Origin of the sequence: Leisingera sp. MMG026 (genome assembly GCF_021654205.1) — a bacterium.
Taxonomy (GTDB): domain Bacteria; phylum Pseudomonadota; class Alphaproteobacteria; order Rhodobacterales; family Rhodobacteraceae; genus Leisingera.
Genome location: NZ_JAKFZM010000016.1, coordinates 1 through 18,664 on the forward strand (window position 1 = coordinate 1; position 18,664 = coordinate 18,664).

The 18,664-nt window shown below is 60.9% G+C and carries 20 protein-coding genes; 2 read left to right on the forward strand and 18 right to left on the reverse strand.

What is annotated here, in order from left to right; translation table 11 throughout:
- Window positions 1-81: 81 nt before the first annotated feature.
- The 17 genes from L1069_RS10530 to L1069_RS10610 form a co-directional block, all read right to left on the reverse strand.
- Window positions 82-489, reverse strand: a complete 408-nt coding sequence (locus L1069_RS10530; protein ID WP_237455643.1) for a PaaI family thioesterase — start codon at window positions 487-489, stop codon at window positions 82-84.
- 74 nt (window positions 490-563) lie between these two features.
- A complete protein-coding gene (pdeM, locus tag L1069_RS10535) occupies window positions 564-1,214 on the reverse strand; it encodes a ligase-associated DNA damage response endonuclease PdeM (RefSeq protein WP_237455644.1) in 651 nt (216 codons plus the stop codon).
- A gap of 37 nt (window positions 1,215-1,251) precedes the next feature.
- The gene (locus L1069_RS10540; protein WP_237455645.1) at window positions 1,252-3,669 is read right to left on the reverse strand and encodes a ligase-associated DNA damage response DEXH box helicase; all 2,418 of its coding nucleotides are present in this window, start codon (window positions 3,667-3,669) and stop codon (window positions 1,252-1,254) included.
- A gap of 90 nt (window positions 3,670-3,759) precedes the next feature.
- Window positions 3,760-5,067 (reverse strand): ATPase, encoded by a 1,308-nt coding sequence (locus L1069_RS10545; protein ID WP_129371737.1) that lies wholly within the window; start codon window positions 5,065-5,067, stop codon window positions 3,760-3,762.
- A 151-nt stretch (window positions 5,068-5,218) separates the two neighbouring features.
- Entirely contained in the window at window positions 5,219-5,716 is a 498-nt protein-coding gene (locus L1069_RS10550) for a prepilin peptidase (RefSeq protein ID WP_129371736.1), read from the reverse strand.
- Window positions 5,717-5,719: 3 nt separating this feature from the next.
- Window positions 5,720-6,568 carry a hypothetical protein gene (locus L1069_RS10555; protein WP_129371735.1) on the reverse strand — a complete coding sequence of 283 codons (849 nt, stop codon included), beginning with the start codon at window positions 6,566-6,568 and terminating at the stop codon, window positions 5,720-5,722.
- Window positions 6,569-6,598: 30 nt separating this feature from the next.
- A complete protein-coding gene (locus tag L1069_RS10560) occupies window positions 6,599-7,189 on the reverse strand; it encodes a tetratricopeptide repeat protein (protein WP_134829271.1) in 591 nt (196 codons plus the stop codon).
- 11 nt (window positions 7,190-7,200) lie between these two features.
- On the reverse strand, window positions 7,201-8,172 hold the full coding sequence (locus L1069_RS10565) for a type II secretion system F family protein (RefSeq protein WP_237455646.1): 972 nt from the start codon (window positions 8,170-8,172) through the stop codon (window positions 7,201-7,203).
- Between the two features lie 10 nt (window positions 8,173-8,182).
- Complete coding sequence (locus L1069_RS10570; RefSeq protein ID WP_129371732.1) at window positions 8,183-9,151, reverse strand: type II secretion system F family protein; 969 nt, start codon at window positions 9,149-9,151, stop codon at window positions 8,183-8,185.
- Complete coding sequence (locus L1069_RS10575; protein WP_129371731.1) at window positions 9,151-10,587, reverse strand: CpaF family protein; 1,437 nt, start codon at window positions 10,585-10,587, stop codon at window positions 9,151-9,153. Before L1069_RS10575 ends, L1069_RS10570 begins: the two co-directional genes overlap by 1 nt.
- A gap of 23 nt (window positions 10,588-10,610) precedes the next feature.
- Window positions 10,611-11,840, reverse strand: a complete 1,230-nt coding sequence (locus L1069_RS10580) for an AAA family ATPase (protein WP_237455647.1) — start codon at window positions 11,838-11,840, stop codon at window positions 10,611-10,613.
- Window positions 11,841-11,994: 154 nt separating this feature from the next.
- Entirely contained in the window at window positions 11,995-12,624 is a 630-nt protein-coding gene (locus L1069_RS10585; RefSeq protein ID WP_129371729.1) for an OmpA family protein, read from the reverse strand.
- Window positions 12,625-12,639: 15 nt separating this feature from the next.
- Window positions 12,640-14,046: a type II and III secretion system protein family protein gene (locus L1069_RS10590; RefSeq protein ID WP_237455648.1), complete on the reverse strand. Its 1,407-nt coding sequence runs from the start codon at window positions 14,044-14,046 to the stop codon at window positions 12,640-12,642.
- Window positions 14,047-14,261: 215 nt separating this feature from the next.
- Window positions 14,262-15,119, reverse strand: coding sequence for a Flp pilus assembly protein CpaB (gene cpaB, locus L1069_RS10595; protein WP_237455649.1), 858 nt, complete (start codon window positions 15,117-15,119; stop codon window positions 14,262-14,264).
- Between the two features lie 98 nt (window positions 15,120-15,217).
- Complete coding sequence (locus L1069_RS10600) at window positions 15,218-15,394, reverse strand: hypothetical protein (protein WP_164982748.1); 177 nt, start codon at window positions 15,392-15,394, stop codon at window positions 15,218-15,220.
- 344 nt (window positions 15,395-15,738) lie between these two features.
- Complete coding sequence (locus tag L1069_RS10605) at window positions 15,739-15,930, reverse strand: hypothetical protein (protein WP_129371726.1); 192 nt, start codon at window positions 15,928-15,930, stop codon at window positions 15,739-15,741.
- A gap of 392 nt (window positions 15,931-16,322) precedes the next feature.
- Window positions 16,323-16,514 carry a hypothetical protein gene (locus L1069_RS10610; protein ID WP_129371725.1) on the reverse strand — a complete coding sequence of 64 codons (192 nt, stop codon included), beginning with the start codon at window positions 16,512-16,514 and terminating at the stop codon, window positions 16,323-16,325.
- Window positions 16,515-16,911: 397 nt separating this feature from the next.
- Between L1069_RS10610 and L1069_RS10615 the strand changes: the two genes are divergently transcribed.
- Window positions 16,912-17,679: a lytic transglycosylase domain-containing protein gene (locus L1069_RS10615; RefSeq protein ID WP_237455701.1), complete on the forward strand. Its 768-nt coding sequence runs from the start codon at window positions 16,912-16,914 to the stop codon at window positions 17,677-17,679.
- Here L1069_RS10615 and L1069_RS10620 read toward each other — a convergent pair.
- Window positions 17,604-17,909, reverse strand: a complete 306-nt coding sequence (locus tag L1069_RS10620; RefSeq protein ID WP_237455650.1) for a TetR/AcrR family transcriptional regulator — start codon at window positions 17,907-17,909, stop codon at window positions 17,604-17,606. The two genes, L1069_RS10615 and L1069_RS10620, sit on opposite strands and share 76 nt — an antisense overlap.
- A 35-nt stretch (window positions 17,910-17,944) precedes the next feature.
- Here L1069_RS10620 and L1069_RS10625 point away from each other — a divergent pair, with 35 nt between their 5' ends.
- Entirely contained in the window at window positions 17,945-18,658 is a 714-nt protein-coding gene (locus L1069_RS10625; protein WP_237455651.1) for a hypothetical protein, read from the forward strand.
- Window positions 18,659-18,664 lie beyond the last annotated feature (6 nt).

Sequence of the window (18,664 nt, forward strand, 5' to 3'; positions counted from 1 at the left end):
GGAAAGATGAAAATGGGACGGGCGTTCATTCCAGAGCCTGTCTGCACCTCTGTGGATACGTGAAGAACGGGGGGCAGTTCCTCAGGCCGGGACGGGCACCATCGTGCCCTGGAGGATGGCAATCAGCTTTTCCTGGCTGCCCTGCAGCGCGTGGACCTCAGCCGTGACAATGACCAGCCGGCGCCCCGGTTTGATGACCTTGCCGGTCGCCCGTAAAGAGTCTCCGGCACCCGGCGCCAGCAGGTTGATCTTCATCTCAGCTGTCATCACTTCGCTGTCTTCCGGCATTTTTGTCAGTGCTGCATATCCGGCAGCGGTGTCGCCGATGGCAAAGCTCAGCGCTGCATGCGCCGCATCGTGCTGCTGGCGGCTGCCGGGCAGGATCGGCGCAGTGATCACCACTTCACCATCCGAGACGCTTTCAATGTTTGCGCCCAGGGTTTGCATCATGCTTTGCTTGGCGAAACTGCTGCGGATGCGGTGTTCCATTTTGAGTGTCCTTCTTTTGCTGAGGCCAAGCATAGAAGAGAAGGGGCGGTCCCATGGCGGTGACGCTGCGCCACTTAGCGGGGCATCGGTATCGGCAGGGCTTGCGGACCGGTCAGAATGGCCAAGGCATTCGGCGCCATCAATGATGCAAGCGCCGGATCAGTGCTGCGCAACCCGCCGGTATAGGTGCCGAAGGCGGGCAGGATCAGGCGGGAGGCGTCCAGCAGGAAACAGGGGCGTGAATTGCTGCGGACGCGGGCCTTGGGATGGTAGTGGCCGGAGATTTCCGCCGTTGCCGGCGGATCAGCAATGTGGCGGAAGGTGAGGGGGCCAATCCGCAAGTCCGCCAAGTGCTCCCCGCCTAGACTGGTGGGGGCGGGGTCGTGGTTTCCCTCGATCCAGATCCAGCGGCGGTTATGCATCAGGTCTTGGGTTTGGATCCTTTCAGGGGCCGGCAATTCTGTGGCTGCGGTATCATCGTCGAAGCTGTCGCCGAGGCAAACCACAGTTACCGGGTTGAGGTCTGCGACCAGTCTTTCAAGGCGGTTGAGTGTGTCACGGCCTTCGTAAGGGGGCAGGGCACTGCCGCCGCGCCGCGCGTGGCGTGCGGATTTTCCAAGATGCAGGTCGGAGACGCAAAGCAGCCGGTGGTCCGCCCACCAGAGCGCGCCGGAGCCGAGCGCGGTCAGGCGGGTGCCTGCGAGGTTGAAATCAAATCCGTTCATGCTGTGGTCTTAGACGCGCTGGTCGAACAGGCAAGCGCTATTGCACCAGCCGGTCCAGTCCGGATAGCCGCATCAGCGCTTCGGCCTCGCGTTGCAGCAGCTTTTCCTGCGCTGCGCCTTTGACCGGAACCTTGCCAGCCTCCAGCAAAAGCGGCGCTGCAAGCGGTGAGATCCGGTCCAGCCGCCGCAGGGTGATCCGGCCATTGATCCGAGCCAGCATCTGCTCGACGCGGCCAAAGTCCACCAGCCCGCGCAGGGCTTCGTCGCGGGTGATTCCCATCAGCAGGTGGTCCGGGTCGTATTTCCTGAGCGTGTCATAGAGGATGTCGGAGGAGAATGTTGCTTGGCGCCCGTTCTTGCGTTGCCCGGGGGTGTTGCGTTCAATCAGCCCGGCGATGGTCGCCGCGCCGCGGAAGGCGCGTTTCATTACTGCGTTGCCGGCCAGCCAGCCGTCCAGTCCATCGCGCAGGGCAGTGACATCGAACAGCGGGGCCGGGTCGGTCAGCGGCTCCAGACCCCAGATCAATGTGGCGTAGTCGGTCGAGACAAAGCCAAGCGGATCGAGGCCAAGCTCCTCCATCCGCTTGGTCAGGAGCAGCCCCAGCGTTTGCTGAGCGTTACGGCCGGCAAAGCCGTAAATGCAAGCATGCTCGCGCCCGTCGCGGGGGAAGCTTTCGATCAGCAGCGAGCCTGCGCGGGGAAGGTCCGAGACGTCGCGCTGCAGTTCCAGCCATTCGGCGGTGTGGCGGGGCAGATCTGGCCAGCTGTCCTTTTTGAACATCTCCAGGATGCGGGCGCTGAGCTGGGTGGAGGTGGCGAATTTGGTGCCGGAGAACACTGCGATTTTCGGTTTCCTGCCGGGGGTGCGGGTAACCTCGACGGTCATTTCGCGCAAGCCCTCGTATCGCACGGTCCGGCCGCCGATCAGGAATGTGTCGCCGGGGGTGAGGGTGGCGGCAAAGGCCTCTTCGATCTCGCCCAGGGGCTTGCCGCCGCGGCTGCGCTTCAGGCGCACCTTGATGAGGTCGGCATCCTGAATGGTGCCCAGGTTCATGCGGATGCGTTGGGCGGCGCGCGGATCGCGCAGCTGCCATTTGCCGTCCGGGCGTTGCAACAGGCGCTGCCACTGGTCGTAGGCTTTCAGCGCGTAGCCGCCGGTGGCACAGAAATCGAGACAGGCATCGAAACCGGCGCGGGTGAGGGTGGCATAGGCGCCGGCGCTGGTTATTTCGGTGTAGAGTTCATCCGCATCAAACGGCCCGGCACAGGCCGTAATCAGGATGTGCTGGCATAGGACATCGCGGGGGGCGGGGCCGCGTGCCTCGCCGTCCAGATCCCCTGCACGGACGGCGTCCAGCGCGGCATGGCATTCCACCACCTCAAACCGGTTGGCGGGGACCAAAAGCGCCTTGGACGGGACGTTGTAGCTGTGGTTGGCGCGGCCGATGCGCTGGACCAGGCGTTTCACGTTCTTCGGTGCGCCGATCTGGATCACCAGATCCACATCGCCCCAGTCGATGCCGAGGTCCAGTGAACCGGTGCAGACAATGGCGCGCAGCTCGCCGCGGACCATGGCGGCCTCGACCCGGTCGCGCTGGCCCCGGTCGAGCGAGCCGTGATGGATCCCGATCGGCAGCGCATCGTCATTGGCGAGCCAGAGATTACGAAAGAATATCTCGGCCTGGGCGCGGGTGTTGTGAAATATCAGCGTGGTTTTATGCGCCTGGATCTGTTCCATCACCGCCGCGATGGCATAGGCCGCGCCGCCGCCGGCCCAGGGCGGGGCTTCTGCGGTTTCCAGCATCCGGATGTCCGGTGCGGGGCCGGGGTCGGCCTGCACGATTTTGCAGGGGTCCGGGTGGCAGGCCAGATAACTGGCAATGGCCTGCGGGTCGTCCACGGTAGCTGACAGGCCCACCCGGCGCAGATCAGGGCAGAGCGTTTGCAACCGCGCCAGGGCCAGCATCAGCTGGTCGCCGCGTTTGCTTTCGGCCAGCGCATGGATCTCGTCCACCACCACCCGCTTCAGCCCTTTGAAAGTGCGGGCCGCATCCTCGTAGGAGGTGAGCAGCGCCAGGCTTTCCGGTGTGGTCAGCAGAATATGCGGCGGATCGGCGCGCTGGCGCCTTTTGCGGGAAGACGGCGTGTCGCCGGTGCGGTCGTCAATGCGGATGGGCAGGCCCATTTCCTCGACCGGGGTGCGCAGGTTGCGTTTGATGTCTGCAGCAAGGGCCTTGAGCGGTGAAATATAGAGAGTGTGCAGCCCGTCATGAGGGCTTTCTGCCAGATCGGCGAGGGTGGGCAGAAAGCCGGCCATGGTCTTGCCGCCGCCGGTGGGGGCGATCAGCAGGGTTGCCGGATCCCCGGCACGGTCCAGCATGGTATGCTGGTGCGGGTGGATGGACCAGCCGCGGGCGGTAAACCAGCCTAGTATGACCTTGGGAAGTTTGCTCATCCCTTCCTTTTAGGGGAAGGCCCAAAACTTTTCGAAAAGTTTTGCAAGAGTTTTTGAAAACTCTTGCTGCCGCCTGTCTGCCGGCGGGGATCACTTCACGATATCTTCGTCCTTGACGAACATGTTGGCCCAGGCGCGGTCGATCAGCTCGGGGGACATCTGATAGGGGATGCCCTCAAATTCACAGATTGCGATGATCTGGTCGATCAGAAACACCGGCTGGTAGTTCGCATAGACGTTATCGATCGACGGGTATTTCCTTTTCAGCAGGTGTACCAATGCGCCTTCGTCCAGCGGCATGCCTTTCTTGCGGGCCACCATGGCAAAGATCTTGAGGTAGTTTTCCTGGTCCGGGCCGTCGATTTTGATCTTGAAAAAGATCCGCCGCAGGGCTGCCTGGTCAAAGATTTTGTTCGGGTGGAAGTTGGTGGAGAAGATCACCAGGGTGTCAAAGGGCACTTCGAACTTCTCACCTGACTGCAATGCGAGGATGTCCTTGCTTTCCTCCAGCGGCACAATCCAGCGGTTGACCAGCGACTGCGGCGGTTCCGCCTGGCGTCCAAGGTCGTCGACGATGAAAATGCCGCCGGTGGATTTCAGCTGCAAGGGCGCCTGATAGGTGCGCGCGGTGGGGTTATAGACCAGATCCAGCATGTCCAGAGACAGTTCGCCGCCGGTGATTACGGTGGGGCGCTGGCACATGACATAGCGTTCGTCGAATCTGCGGCGGCGGCGCAACGCGTTGGGGTCTTCCGGTTCCTGCGCGACTTCGGTGTGTACGATCGGGTCATAGACCGTGATCACCTGGCCCGAATATTCAATGGCGCGCGGCACATAGACGTGGTCCCCCAGGGCGTCGCGGATACCGTTGGAGATTGAAGACTTACCGTTGCCCGGCGGACCGTACATCAGGATCGAACGGCCCGCGCTGACGGCCGGGCCAAGGTGGTCCAGCAGGCTGTTTGGCAGGATCAGATGCCCCATGGCATTGGTCAGCTGGTCGCGGGACACTTGGATGTTGCGGATCGACTGGCGTTTCACCTGCTCGCGGTAGACGTCCAGCGGCACCGGCATCGCCCCGAAGTATTCCGACTGGCTGAGCGCATCCAGCGCCCGCGATTTACCCGCATCGGTCAGCTGGTAGCCCATTTCGTTGCCGCTGTTGGCGTTGAGCGTGCCGGTGGCTTCCAGCAGCTTTTGCTCACGGGCGATATCCACCAGTTCCTGGGTAACGGCGCCAGGCAGGCAGATTGCCTCGGCGATTTCCGTGACGTTCTCGACGTTTTTGCGGAAGATGGTCTTCAGCAGGATGTCCCGCATCATCACCAGCGGCAGCTGCATCTGCGCCAGTCCCTTGGGGGCGGGCGGGGCCATCACGGTGAGGTTCTGCATGTTCATGGCGGTGCCTGTCCCTGAGATCGGATCCGTGCCCCGGCAGCCGGGGCGTTCAAGGAAACAGACTATTCAGGACTGTGGCAACAGCGGGGCAGAGCTGCAGCAATTCCGCGGAGGCGGCGGATATCCAGCGAAGTTTTTGCAGCGGATGCAGTCAGCTGCCAAAGCGCGCTGCCAGCACCAGGTAGAGGGCCAGGGTGCCGCCCAGGCACAGGCCCATCGGGAAGCTTTTGCCGGTGTCCCAGCTTTGCCATTGCGGCGCCAGCCGGCGCAGGGGGGTGTATTTGGCGATCCGGTGGGCGGTGAACCCGGCCAGCAGGGTGGCAGCAAAGATAATCATCAACAGCCGCAGGTCGCCAAGCGCAAAGAAGGGGGCGGCGGCACCTGCAAATTTGGCGTCGCCCGCGCCGACAGCACCGGCTGCATAGAACAAGTATCCCAGGCCGATGCCGACCGGCAGGTGCAGCAGATGCCAGCCGTAGTCCGCCCAGCTGGGCATCAGCATCGCGCCTGCAACCACGTAGATCACGGCTAGCAAATCGACGGCCCAGTTGGGGATGCGCATGCCGCGCAGATCTGTCAGCGCGACTGTGTAGCACAGCGGCAGCACAAAGGGCAGGAACCACAGGGCAGCATGGGCCGGGAACTGCATGGATCAGCCGTTCTCCAGGGCCGCCAGCGAGCGCGAGGCTTCCTCAAAGTGCTGCGGGTGGGTGTCAATCGCTTCGCGCAGCAGATTCTCGCCGGTCTTGACGTCGCCTTGCTTTACTGCCGACAGCGCCAGCGTGTGCAGCAGCAGTGCGCGTTCAGTCTGGTCCATCGGGATCACCGGCAGGGTGTAATTGCGTTGCGCGCCGCGGGCCAGAACCAGGTTGTTCTTGGCTGTGAACAGGCGTTGATCCTGGCGGATTGCTTCGCCGAACAACCGCTCAGAGCCGGCGAAGTCGCCGCGGGTCAGCTTGGAATAGCCCCAATTGTTCATCACTTTTGCGGGTTTTGTCGTCAAACCCACTGCAATTTCATAAAAGCTGTCGGCGCGTTTCCAATCTTTGGCGGCATCCGCCACAACTGCCTCCAGGCGGTAGCGCTCATAGGTCTCATGGGTTGGGGGAACCCTGTCCAATTCTGCCTTGGCCCCGTCCCATTCGCCGCTGCGCACAAGCGCGCCGGCCAGCTGAACATGATCCTCGCTGGTGGCCCCCTTCATCGAGACAACTTTCTTCCAGGCGGTGGTGCCTTCGGTGGTGCGCTTGGCGCGGATCAGCGAATAGGCCAGCCCGCGTTGCAGCTCAATCCGGTCCGGGCTGTTCTTCAGCGTCCGCTGGAAATGGGCAACCGCCTCGTTCGGGTCGGCGACCGAGAGCATGACGTCATTCAGATTGCTCTCGTCGATGACATTCACTTCCTGAAAAGCCCGTTCCACGGTTTCATCGGCTTTCTCTGCGCAGGCCGACAAAAGCAGCGCCCCTGCCAGAGAAGCGGATAGGAAATACTGCTGGCGCATTGGTGCGTCCTTTTTACTGCTCTGCCTCTGTCATGGTGCTTGGCTTATCAGGTAGCTGCCGCCGCCTTGCCGCACCAATTTATAGTCTTGATTTTGAGGGTCAGTATGCGCAGGATTTTCAAGCTTTGCGAGAGCAAGGCGTAAATTATCGCGGATTGCGTCACTTTCGCCATTGTCAAGCGCATAGGCGCGCTGGAACACCTGCACGGCTTCGGCGGTTTTGCCGCGCTCCATCAGCACGACGCCCAGGTTGTTCATCGGTTCAGGCCAGGTGCCGTCCGCATCCACCGCCTGGCGCAACAGATCTTCTGCCTGGCCAAGCCGCCTGAGGCCCAGTTTGGCACTGCCCATGCCGGTCAGAACTTCGGGCGTGAGCCCGTGGTCAAGGGCCGCGCGGGTGAAGGCGTCCAATGCCAGTTCATGCTGGCCCGCTGCCATCAGCCGGTGGCCGACTACCAGCCCGTCCTCGGCCTGCTGGCGGTGATTGCCGCCTGGCGCCCAAGGGCTGCCCTTGTCCTGTTTCAGCCCGCCCGGCGCGCAGGCCGCCGCCAGCGCAACAACGCTGGCGGCGGCAATAGCACGGCAGAGACGGCCCGGCCCGGCCCGTCCTGATGAGTTCATGTTCGGTTGCCTCAGTTGCCCATGTTCATGATGCCCTGCACCGACGGGCCGACCAGAATGATCAGCAGCGGCGGGACTGTCAGGCCCATTGTGGCAAGGGTCATCTTCACGGGCAACTTGTTTGCGGCCTCTTCCGCGCGCATCACACGCTTGTCACGCATTTCCCCGGCATATACCCGCAACGCGTCTGCGATCGAAGTGCCGAAACTGGCGGACTGGATCATCACAGTCACAAAGGAGGAGACATCCTGCACCCCGCAGCGGGTGGCCATGTCCCGCAGGACCTTGTCCTTTTCCTTGCCTGCCTTCATTTCTTGCGCGACAACCTCGAATTCTTCGGCCAGATCCGGGAAAGAGGCGTGCAGCTCCTTGGCGACGCGAACAATCGCCTGGTCCAGAGACTGGCCGGCTTCGACACAGACCAGCATCATGTCCAGCGCATCCGGGAAGCCTTCGGTGATCTTTTGCTTGCGCTCTTCAATCCGGCGGGTGATCCAGTATTTCGGCAGCAAATAGCCGGCCGCACCGGGGCCGATGATGCGGATCGCCATTTGCTGGCTGTCATATTCGATATCGGCCTTCAGCACATAGACAAAGAACAGCCCCGCCAGCAGACCCAGAATGCCCAGAGCAAACTGCAGGAAATGAAACAGGCGTACCGAGTCCTTGGAGTGATACCCCGCCTGGCGCAGCTTCAGTTCCATCGCTGACAGTTCGTCTTCGTTCTGCGGTTCCAGAAAGCCTGCGAATTTTTGCAACTGCTCGTTGCGGTCGGCCTGGCGCAACCGCTGCTTTTGCGGTTTGTTCCGGGTTTCGGGCGCCATGTTCTTTTGCAGCTTCTTCAGCGGATCCTCGGGCTGGTTCAGCAGCAGCGGAACCGCCAGCAGGATCATGAACAGCCCGGCAATGCCAAGCGCCAGGAGCGGGCCGAACTCGCCGAATTGCGATGTCAGGTAATCGTTTATTCCGGTCAGAAATTCCACGGTCCCCTCCTTACACTTTGATGTTGGTCAGCACGCGCATGACGATCAGATTGGCAGTCAGCATCACACCCACCGCAAAACAGGCGGGGATGAACCAGGGATGGTCCAGCACGCCGTCATAATAATTGGGATCCTTAACCAGGATCCCGATCAGGCAGAACAGCGGGAACCCCGACAGAAATTTGCCCGACCACTGCGCCTCGGCGGTGATGGCCTTGACCCGGCGGAACAGGCGGAAGCGGGCGCGGATCACTTTGGCCAGGCCTGCCAGAACTTCGGCCAGGTTGCCGCCTGATTGCTGCTGGATGGTGACGGCAACAGCCAGAAAGCGCATGTCCTGCATGTCCAGACGTTCCGCCATTTCCTTGAGCGATTCGCCGACATCGCGGCCATAAGCGCATTCGTCGGAGATAATGCCGAACTCGGTCGCCAAGGGGTCTTCAACCTCATTTGCGACGATCTGCACGGCCGAGGTGAACGGATGGCCGACGCGCAAGCTGCGCACCATCAGTTCCACCGCATCCGGCAGCTGTTCTTCGATCATGGCCATCCGTTTGGCGGCTTTCTTGTTAACCCAGAAGAACACCGCACCAACGCCGATGATGACGGATCCCAGGATCCGGACGGGCAGGGGGGCCGAAGTACCGATGCTGAGGCCGGCAAACGCAACGGCAGCAAGGGCGGCCATGATCAGGATCAGCTGCTTGGGCGAAAAGGCAATCGCCGCTTTCTGCGCCCGCTCCGACAGCAGTGAATAGAGCGGGATAGACTGCGATTTGGCGTGCTGGCCCAGCTCTTTGCGAAGCTGTTCCAGCACCTGTTCGCGGTTGCTGCCCTTCTCCATCATCTCCAGCCGGCGGTTCACCTTGCTGTTGAGGCTGATGGATTTGCCGAAGGTGAACAGATACAGGCCTTCGACCAGGGCCAGAACCCCAAAGAAGATCGCGCCATAAATAAGCGGCTCGGCACTCAGTTGCATCAGCGTGCCTCCATCACGGTGGGTTCATAGATCGACGGCGGCAGATCAAAGCCCCACAGGCGGAAGCGCTCAGAGTAATGGCTGCGCACGCCGGTGGCGGTGAAATGGCCGATGATCTTGTTGTCCGGGGTCAGCCCGACCCGCTGGAAGCGGAAGATTTCCTGCATCGAGATCACGTCGCCCTCCATGCCGGTGATTTCGGTTATGGAGGTCATCCGGCGGGAACCGTCCTGCAGACGCGAGGCTTGCACAATGAGATTCACAGCCGAGGAGATCTGGCTGCGCACCGCTTTGAGCGGCATTTCAATGCCTGCCATCGCAATCATGTTTTCCAGTCGTGAAATCCCGTCGCGGGCTGAGTTGGCATGGATCGTGGTCATCGAGCCGTCATGGCCGGTATTCATCGCCTGCAGCATGTCGATGACTTCCTCGCCGCGGGTCTCGCCGACGATGATGCGGTCAGGGCGCATCCGCAAAGCGTTCTTCAGACAGTCGCGAGGGGAGACCTCGCCCTTGCCTTCAACATTGGGCGGGCGGCTTTCCATCCGGCCCACATGGGTCTGCTGTAGCTGCAGTTCCGCGGTATCCTCGATCGTCAGGATCCGCTCGGAATTGTCGATGAAGCTGGACAGCGCATTCAGTGTGGTGGTTTTACCCGAACCGGTCCCGCCCGAGACGATGACATTCAGCCGGGTCGAAACTGCGGCCTGCAGAAAGGCGGCCATCTCCTCGGTGAAGGCGCCGAAATTCACCAGGTCGTCGATGCCCAGCTTGTCTTTTTTGAATTTCCGGATCGACACCAGCGAGCCATCCACCGCAACCGGCGGCACCATCGCGTTGAAACGCGAGCCATCGGCGAGGCGGGCGTCCACATAGGGGTTGCTCTCATCAACACGGCGGCCCACAGCCGACACGATCTTGTCGATGATCCGCATCAGATGCTTCTCATCCTTGAAGGTGATGTCGCTGATCTGCAGCTTGCCATCGCGTTCAACAAAGATCTGCTGCGGGCCGTTCACCAGGATATCGCTGACCGTGTCGTCCTGCAGCAGCGCCTCAAGCGGGCCAAGGCCGGTGACCTCGTCATACAGCTCCTTGTTCAGCTGCTGGCGGTCTTCGCGGTTCAGGACGATGCCTTTTTCCGCCAGAATCTCGGTTGCAATCGTGGCGATCTCAGATCGCAGCTCTGCCTCGCCTGCGCGTTCCAGCGCGGCCAGGTTCAGGTTCTCCAAAAGCTCCCGGTGCAGCTGGATCTTGATCTCGCCCAAACGCTCCTTGCGCTTGCGGTCCTTATCCATCGGCTGCGCCTCGGCGGCCTTGCGCTGGACCGGCCGCCGCAGACTGGCAGCAGGCGCGGCAGCAGCCGCCGCGACCGGAACCGGCGCAGGCGCAGGTGCGGCAGGTTTGGCCGCTTGCTTTTTGTACTTGGAAAACATCAACTCACCCCCGGTTCAGCCGCTTAGGCGGCTTCGGCTTCACTTCGGCCCAATGCGTGCAGCGAGGCTGCAAGCTTGGCGATTTCTTTGCGCAAGGGATTCTTCGCTGCCGAAACGGCCAGCGGCAGCCCGTGGTCGCAGCTCTGCAGAACCTGCTTGCCGCCATCGGGCAGCTGCAGGTCGATGGAGATGCTCAGGGATTCGGCCATCCGTTTGACCCGGCTTTTGCCGGCAAGATCGGTGAACTTCGGCGCCCGGTTCAGGGCAAAGCGCAGTTTTTCGAACGGCAGGTCCTCGGACTGCAGCGCCCGCTTCATGCGCAGCGCGTTCTGTGCCGAACGCATGTCCAGTTCGATCATCGCGAAGTAAACATGCGCCATGTTCAGAACGGTTTCAGACCATTGCACCAGCGTATGGGGCATGTCGACGACAACAAAGTCGAAGTGGCTGCGCGCCATCCCGATCACCCGTGTGATATCCTCGGGCGACAGCAGATCCAGCGGCACCAGCTCGGACGGTGCCGTCAGAACCTGCAGCTTTTCCTGAAACGGCAGCAGCGCCTGGCCGAACAGATCCGCGTCCATGCTTTCAGTTTCGCTGAGCATTTCCATCACCACCTCGCGGCGGGGCAGGTCAAGGTAGGTCGAGACCGAACCGTGCTGCAGATCCAGGTCCAGCAGGCACACGCTGGGTTCGTCATGTTCGCTGAGCGCTGCAAGCTCCCAGGCCAGGTTGACAGCCATGGTGGTCGATCCGGTGCCGCCTGCCAGCCCGTGACAGACGATCACCGCGCCTTCGCGCTGGCTGCCGGACTGCAGCTGGTGCGGGTTCTGCACAACGTCCGGTTCCGGCGCCTGCAGCCGTTCGATGGCAGCCTGCAATTCCTGTTCAGGCAGCGGGTAGGGCACAAACTCGTCCGCGCCCTGGCGCAGCAGCGTATGCAGTGCCGCCGGGGTCACGTCCTCGGCGATCAGGATCACCTTGATGCCGCGCGCCTTTGCCTGGCTGATAATCTCTCCCATCAGCGGCAGATCGCCCTCATCGGCGCTGTCGATGGCCAGAGCCACAAACTGCAGCGGCTCTGCCTCGGTCTGGCCAAAGAAAGCCAGCGCTTCGGTAAAGCCCAGATCGCCCCAGGCCTCTCCCAGGACGGCTTCCATATCTTCGATAAGGAGGTCGAAATTCTGCACGTCCCGGCTGATCGTGCAGGCAACAATCGCAGGTGTGTCTGTTTGCGGCATTCCGCTGCTCATCGCCATCATCCTTGTTCACTTGGGCAGACCGGGCTTTGGGCACAGTCCGCCTCTTGGAAACAATGTCGGTGGCAATCTAGGCGATATTGGGGCCAAAAATCCCCAAATCTGGGGAATTGTTACTACTTCGTAACCAGCTGGCCGCGTCTTCTGCCTACTGCAGCGTGCGCTCCAGCGACTGCTGTTCGGTCAGGGTGGTGCCCGGAATCGCGCTTTCCAGATATTCGCGATAGATGATCTGGGCGTATTTCCCGTCCAGCACCGTCGGGTGGCGCTTAAGGAAACCGCTGACCTCGGTCACCGTCCGGCGGTTGCGGCGTTCGCGCTCAGGTGTCGGGACCAGCGGCTGGGTTTCACCGTGCGACACCACTGCTTCCAGCCGGCTGCGGCTGATGCCGCGGGAAACCAGATAGTTCACAGCCGCGCGGGCCCGGCGCAAGCCGAGGGATTTGTTGTAGCCGTTGCTGCCGACCGCGTCGGTGTGGCCGAAGACGCGGAATCGCACCTCGGGGAATTGCTTGATCCAGACCGCCTGGCGGTCCAGTACCGTCCGCGCCGTCTGATCCAGCCGGGCGCTGTCAAAATCGAAGTTGATCGTCGTGGGCACTTCTTTGGCGAACCGGCTGGCCAATTGGATGGCAAAGTTGCGTTCCCCGCTCATCACCGCCGCATTGCTAAGGGTCGCCTCGCCAAAGTCGCCTGAGCGGTTCAGCTCGCGGCCGGCCTCCCGTTCGCAGGCGGCTGCGGCCAGAAGAATAGCGAAAATTGCAGCGGTTCTGATCATCTGTGCCACTCCCTATCAGTCCAGCACGTAGCCGTATGAGCCGTTGAAATCCTGCTTGGCCACTTCGGCCGCCGGTCCGTTTTTGGTGCGGGAGGTGCGCCCGAACAGGAACAGGTCCTTTTCGCTTGGCGGCGCCACCCGGTCTGTCGGCAGGGTCAGCGCCTCGCCGCGGGTCGGGGTTACCAAGTGGGCGCTGACGATGATCACCAGCTCGGTCTGTTCGCGCTGGTAATCGGCGCTGCGGAACAGCGCGCCCAGTACCGGAACGTCGCCAAGCCAGGGCAACTGTGAAGAGTTGTCGAGAAATTCATCACGGATCAAACCGGCGATGGCAAAGCTCTCGCCGTCGCGCATTTCTACCGTGGTGGACGTTTCCCGGCGCGTGAAGGCGTCGATGGTCAGGCCGCTCAGCTCCAGCGCATTGGAGGGGTCGATGGCCGACACAGCGGCATTCAATTCAAGATTGATCAAGTCGCCGTCGATCACCCTGGGAATGAAATTCAGCTCAATCCCGAAGGGTTTGAATTCAACAGTGATGACGCCGCCTTCTTGAGCAATCGGAACCGGGTATTCGCCGCCAGCCAGGAATTTCGCCTCCTGACCTGACAGGGCGGAAAGGTTGGGTTCCGCCAGGGTGCGGACAACGCCTTTTTGCTCAAGTGCTTCCAGCAGCAGGCTGACCTGGACGGAACCTGCGTTGAAGCCGAACAGGAAGGCGCCGGTGTTTTCGTTGGCTGCAGGGATGTTGCCGGCCAGCGAGTTGGCCAGTGCGCCGGATGTGTTCAGTGTGTTGATGCCGCCGGTGCGGCCGTTGCCAGTGCCGCCGTTAAAGCCCAGCGAGGCGCTCAGCGATTTTGAGACCGAGCGCTGCATTTCGGCAAAGCGGACCTTAAGCATGACCTGCTGCACACCGCCGACCGACATCAGATTGCTGACCCGTTCCGGTGCATAACGCTCTGCCAGGTCCAGCGCCCGCTGCAGCCGTACTGCGCTGGATACGGTGCCGGACAAAACAATGCCGTCGTTGGCGGTGCGGACTTCGATTTTTTCATTGGGCAGGATCTGGCGCAGGCGTTCTTTGAATTCGGTCACATCTGCCGCCACCCGCACGTCCACATTGGTGATCAGCCGGCCGGAGCCGTCCAGCAGCGTCAGCGTGGTCAGGCCGGGCGACTTGCCCAGCACATAGATCGTGCGGTCAGAAAGGGAGGAGATATCTGCAATGCCGGGGTTGGCGATGCTGAGCTCAGCAAAAGGGGTTTCGCTTTCCACCACCACGGCGCGGTTCATCGGCACGTCCAGTCGTGAAGCCGTGCCTTTTTTCACCACCCGCAAGGATTGCGCTGATGCCCCATCTGCCTGAGGCATACCAATAAGCGATAGCCCCAGCAGGGCCGCCGCTACGAACCGTCCAATTGCCATGTGACCTGCCTTTCCGATCACGCCTCAAAATCCGGGTCTTTTTGCCCGCTCTTTCGGGCACTGTGGTGCAGATCCCGAATTATTGCAAGAATCAATGGCTTCTGGGGTGTTCCTGTCTGCGGGCCATTGTGGGGCCTGCGCAACAGGCAAAACAGCCGCCCCTTGCTGAAAAAGGACGGCTGAGCCTGTTAATGGTCCGCGCGGAAATGAAATTCCTAGTTGGTGCAGGGGATCGGAATTTCCACAACCTCGGCGCCGCGGCGGGTGCGGATGGTGCAGACTTTTTCCTTTTCCACTTCTTGCGGCGCTTCCAATGCCCCCAGGCCCAGCAGGCTGCGCTGGTCCACTTCGACAACCGAGGCGATGGTGTCATCGCCGGCGCCGACCAGGGCCAGCGACAGCCGTCCGGTGGTTTGCGCCTGTGCCAGCGCGGCGACCTGCCTGGGGTGGGCTGCAACAGTGACGGTGCGGGCGATGACGGCTTCGTTGATATCGCCGCCGGCGCTTTGGTCAACGGCCACCAGTTCCACATTGGTCTGAATCAGACGGGTGACCTCGCCGCGGTTGCCGGCCGATCCAGGCATCATGCCGGTCCAGTAGACGTCCACTTTGTCGCCAGGCCGCAGGAAACCCGAAACACCTGAGGAGACATCGACCTTGATTGCAAAGGCACGCATACCGCGCTGCAACCGCGATGTGATGCCGGCGTCTTCGCCAGGTGCCGTGACCTTGAGGGCCATTATGGCCTCATCCGTTTCCATCGCGCGCAGAACCACTCTCAGCTGATCACCGGCATGCGGCGGAAACAACTCTTCATGGGTGATATAGGCACCTTCGGGAATGGCATCTTCGGGCCAGCGCACAGTGCGCACTGCGTCCTGGGACAGCCGCTCGCCGTATTTCAAGGGTTTGGTGGCGACAAAAACATCCACCAGCGGCACCGCTTCGGCACGGGCCGCGCGTTCGCGGGCCAGTTCATTCTGATAGGCCGAGATATAGTTTTTTGCCATCAAGACGGCGCCGCCCGCGAGGGCCACACCGACAATCAGCACCAGTCCGAAAACTGCACGCATTGTGTTACCTCTCATAGATTTCAGCCGGCGCCCCGCGGGGCGGAACCGGCTGCTGGATCACTCGAACTGCGGCGGCAATTGATGGTGTCCGCCAAGCCTCAGCCAAAGTTCCAGTTGCTCATAAAGTCTGCCAGCCCCTGGGCCAGGCCAAGCGCGCCGTCTTGCGTCATCCCGGCAATCAATACGGCCAGCCCGATTGCGGCGGCGGCCAGGATAACCCAGTCAACGGTTATCGCTCCGTCGTCACTGGCAATGAATGACCATAGTTTCTTCATGTTGCGGACCTCGCTGCCCAAAGGGGGTCAAGGGATAGGATCGCCTGCTGAGAGCAATCCCGTGTTAGTATCATTAAGCTTCATGAATGGGGCGTTAATGGGGCGTAATTCAGTGCTTTTTGCCTAATAACCTATTAATGCGAGGGTGCAGGAAGAAAGCGTTTTTTGGCGCAGGGTTTGCCTCGCTTTCCAATTCCCAAGTTCATTTAAGTCGGTGGATTTCCCCAGATAACTTTACTCGGGACCGGCCTCATTACAGAAGTGCCGAATGAAAAGGGCCGCCCTCCGAAGAGAGCGGCCCGAATTACTGTGTTGCAGTGCGGGTTGGATACCAGCGCCTGCGATCAGGTCGGCTTCTTGCCTTTCAGGTAGGAGCCGGTGTCGCTGGCCAGGGTCGATGCACCATCCTGCACAGCGGTGTAAACCACGCCGCCCAGTGCGGCGACAGCTGCGGTCAGCACAACCCAGTCAACGGTCACAGCGCCGGATTCGTCTTTGCGGAAGTCTTTGCGGAAGCTTTTGAAAAACTTGATCATGGTTCGGTCCCTCCAAAGGATCTCTGAATAGGTGTCGTCTCACCGTTGCGTCAGGGTCTGCTCTCTCATCTGCGGGACCACTGACCGGCTTGGGTAGGTACATATAGCCAGCAGAGCATGTCAGGATTGGGGCGAGAATTCGGAATTGGCTGCCCAATTTTAACTTTTTGGCAAGAAACGGCATGTGTCAGGAAGGGCGTCTTCTGCGGCTAGCTGAAGAAATATTCCGGGATTGACGGATCTTCCCGCGCGCCGGGGCTTTTAAAGTTCCAGCTGGTTGAAGATGCAGGTCCGGACTGTCCCGCAGTGGAGCGGAAACGGAAAAGGCCGCCCTCCGAAGAGAGCGGCCCGAATTGCGGTGTCGCGATGCGGTATATACGCCGCCGCCGCGATCAGGTCGGCTTTTTGGTCTTCAGGTAGGAACCGGTGTCGCTCGACAAGGTGGAAGCGCCATCCTGCACAGCGGTGTAAACCACACCGCCCAGTGCGGCGACAGCTGCGGTCAGCACAACCCAGTCAACGGTCACAGCGCCGGATTCGTCTTTGCGGAAGTCTTTGCGGAAGCTTTTGAAAAACTTGATCATGGTTCGGTCCCTCCAAAGGATCTCTGAATGTGTAATCCCGCCATCTCGCCAGGGTCTGCTCTCTCACCTGCTCGACCACTGTCCGGCTTGGATGAATACATATAGCCAGTGCAGCGTGGCAGGATTTGGGCTGAAACCCGGAAATTGCTGCCCAATTTTTACTTTTCGGCAACACCTTATGCATCTCATTGTTTTTGCGGTATTAATTTTTTGTTACCGCAGTGTGTCCCGTGATGTTTCAGCGCCAGTCCAGGGCAAATAAGGCGGTTGCGCCAGATTCCGGGGCAGGAATACTGGCCTTCGGGCGTCAATTTTCACAGACTGGAGCGAACTGAAACCGCAGGCAGGCAGGGCAATGTCGTTCGGGAACACTGTATTGGCGCTGGCAGCCTGTGCCATGCCACTGGCTGCAGTGGCTGAGGAGGTGCAGCCCCGGCCTTTTCCGCAGTTTGAGGCCAAACGCATCAAGCCGCCGGCGCCCGGAAGAGGCAAGCGCATAACCATACAGATTGAGCCGGAACCTGAGCCAGCCCCCCCGGCGCCTGCGTTGAAAGCAGCCGCAGACAGCAGCGCAAAGCCGGCCGGCCGTTATGGCTGGTTCTGGGATAAGGTTGCCTTTGGACTAGAGGGATCGGGGCCGGGGCGTCTGGATGACGCCCTGCAGGCCTTGAGCGGAGCCAAAGGCCCGGCGGCCCCGAGGTTGCAACTGATGCAGGATATTGTGCAGGAACGCGGGGTGCAGATCCTGACCGAAAGCCTGGGCACCGAGGTGTCGCCGGCCTTGGTCCTGGCAGTGATCGCTGTCGAATCCGCCGGCAAGTCCGATGCGGTCAGCTCTGCCGGGGCGCAGGGGCTGATGCAGCTGATGCCCGATACTGCCAAACGTTTCGGGGTGAGTGACGCGCTGGAAGCGCGGCAGAACATTGCTGGTGGTATTCAGTATCTCGATTGGCTGATGGGGGAATTCGGCGGCGATCCGATTTTGGTGCTGGCTGGCTATAATGCCGGCGAAGGGGCTGTGCGCTCGCACCAAGGGGTGCCGCCCTTTGCCGAGACACGCGACTACGTGCCCAAGGTTCTGGCCGCCTATCAGGTGGCGCGCGGCCTATGCATGACACCGCCGCAGTTTTTGTCCGACGGATGCGCCTTCAGGTTGGGCAAGTAAGGCGCGATCAGCTGTCCCGCCGGTGTGTCCGACAAGCCCTCCATACGGCCATAGAGCCCGTTGCGGAAGTTTTCGTCGCGCAGCTGCAGAACAGCAATGATCAGGTCATCCTTGGTGCGGAATTGCTTGTACATGGAAGTCTTTGAGACGCCGGTTTCCCTGACCGGCTTGTCCATTTCCGTCACGTGAAATCCGCTGCGGTAGAACACGTCCTGGGCTTTGCGGACCAATTCGTCCTGTTTGTGCGGGCGGATGATTCATCTCTGTGTTTACCGGTCTGTTCATTTTGGCGACGGAAGGGGCTGGCAACTCAAATCAATTTAACAAGCGAAAGCAGGGCATAACCGGAGTTCCGCCAGCCTGCCCAGCGGCCTGTCCGCAACGTCTTGAAATGGTGTGTTTTCTGCAAAGTTTTTTGTTCTTTTCCTGTCACCGCCGCTATGGTGCAGGAATTGACAGGATTGAGCCGCATCATTGGGCTTTGAGAAATTGGAGACAGGAATTGGAATTGGGAATTGATCCGGCGGCTCTTGCCGCGGGTTCGCAAGAGGCCACCAGCACACTTACAATGCTCGGCCTGATCGCTTTTACCGGGATTTTCGGGCGGATGGTGTTTGTCGCCTTTGCTCCGGGACTTGCAAAGGTCAACCCGTTCAGGAATTTCTCGGGCCTGGGTTTTGTGCTGCTGGCCGCGGGCCTGTTTGCAGGTGCTTTGTATGTTTCGGGCAAGCAGACCAAGGCAATCGTGCTATTCAACCGGCATTTGGTGGATCCGGTCATCGTTACCTTGCTTGGCCGCGACAGCTGTGACCCGGCCAGAGGCAGTTATTGCGTGGTAGTGTTCGAAGACGGCCAGGAGAAGATCGTCAATTGGTACGATAAGCGTGTTTACATGTATGAAATCGTCAACCCGCCCGAAGGCGCCATCAGGCACACGCAGCGCCCGCGCGCCCGGCCTGGGTCTGCTGCCGGGGTTTGACTGGAA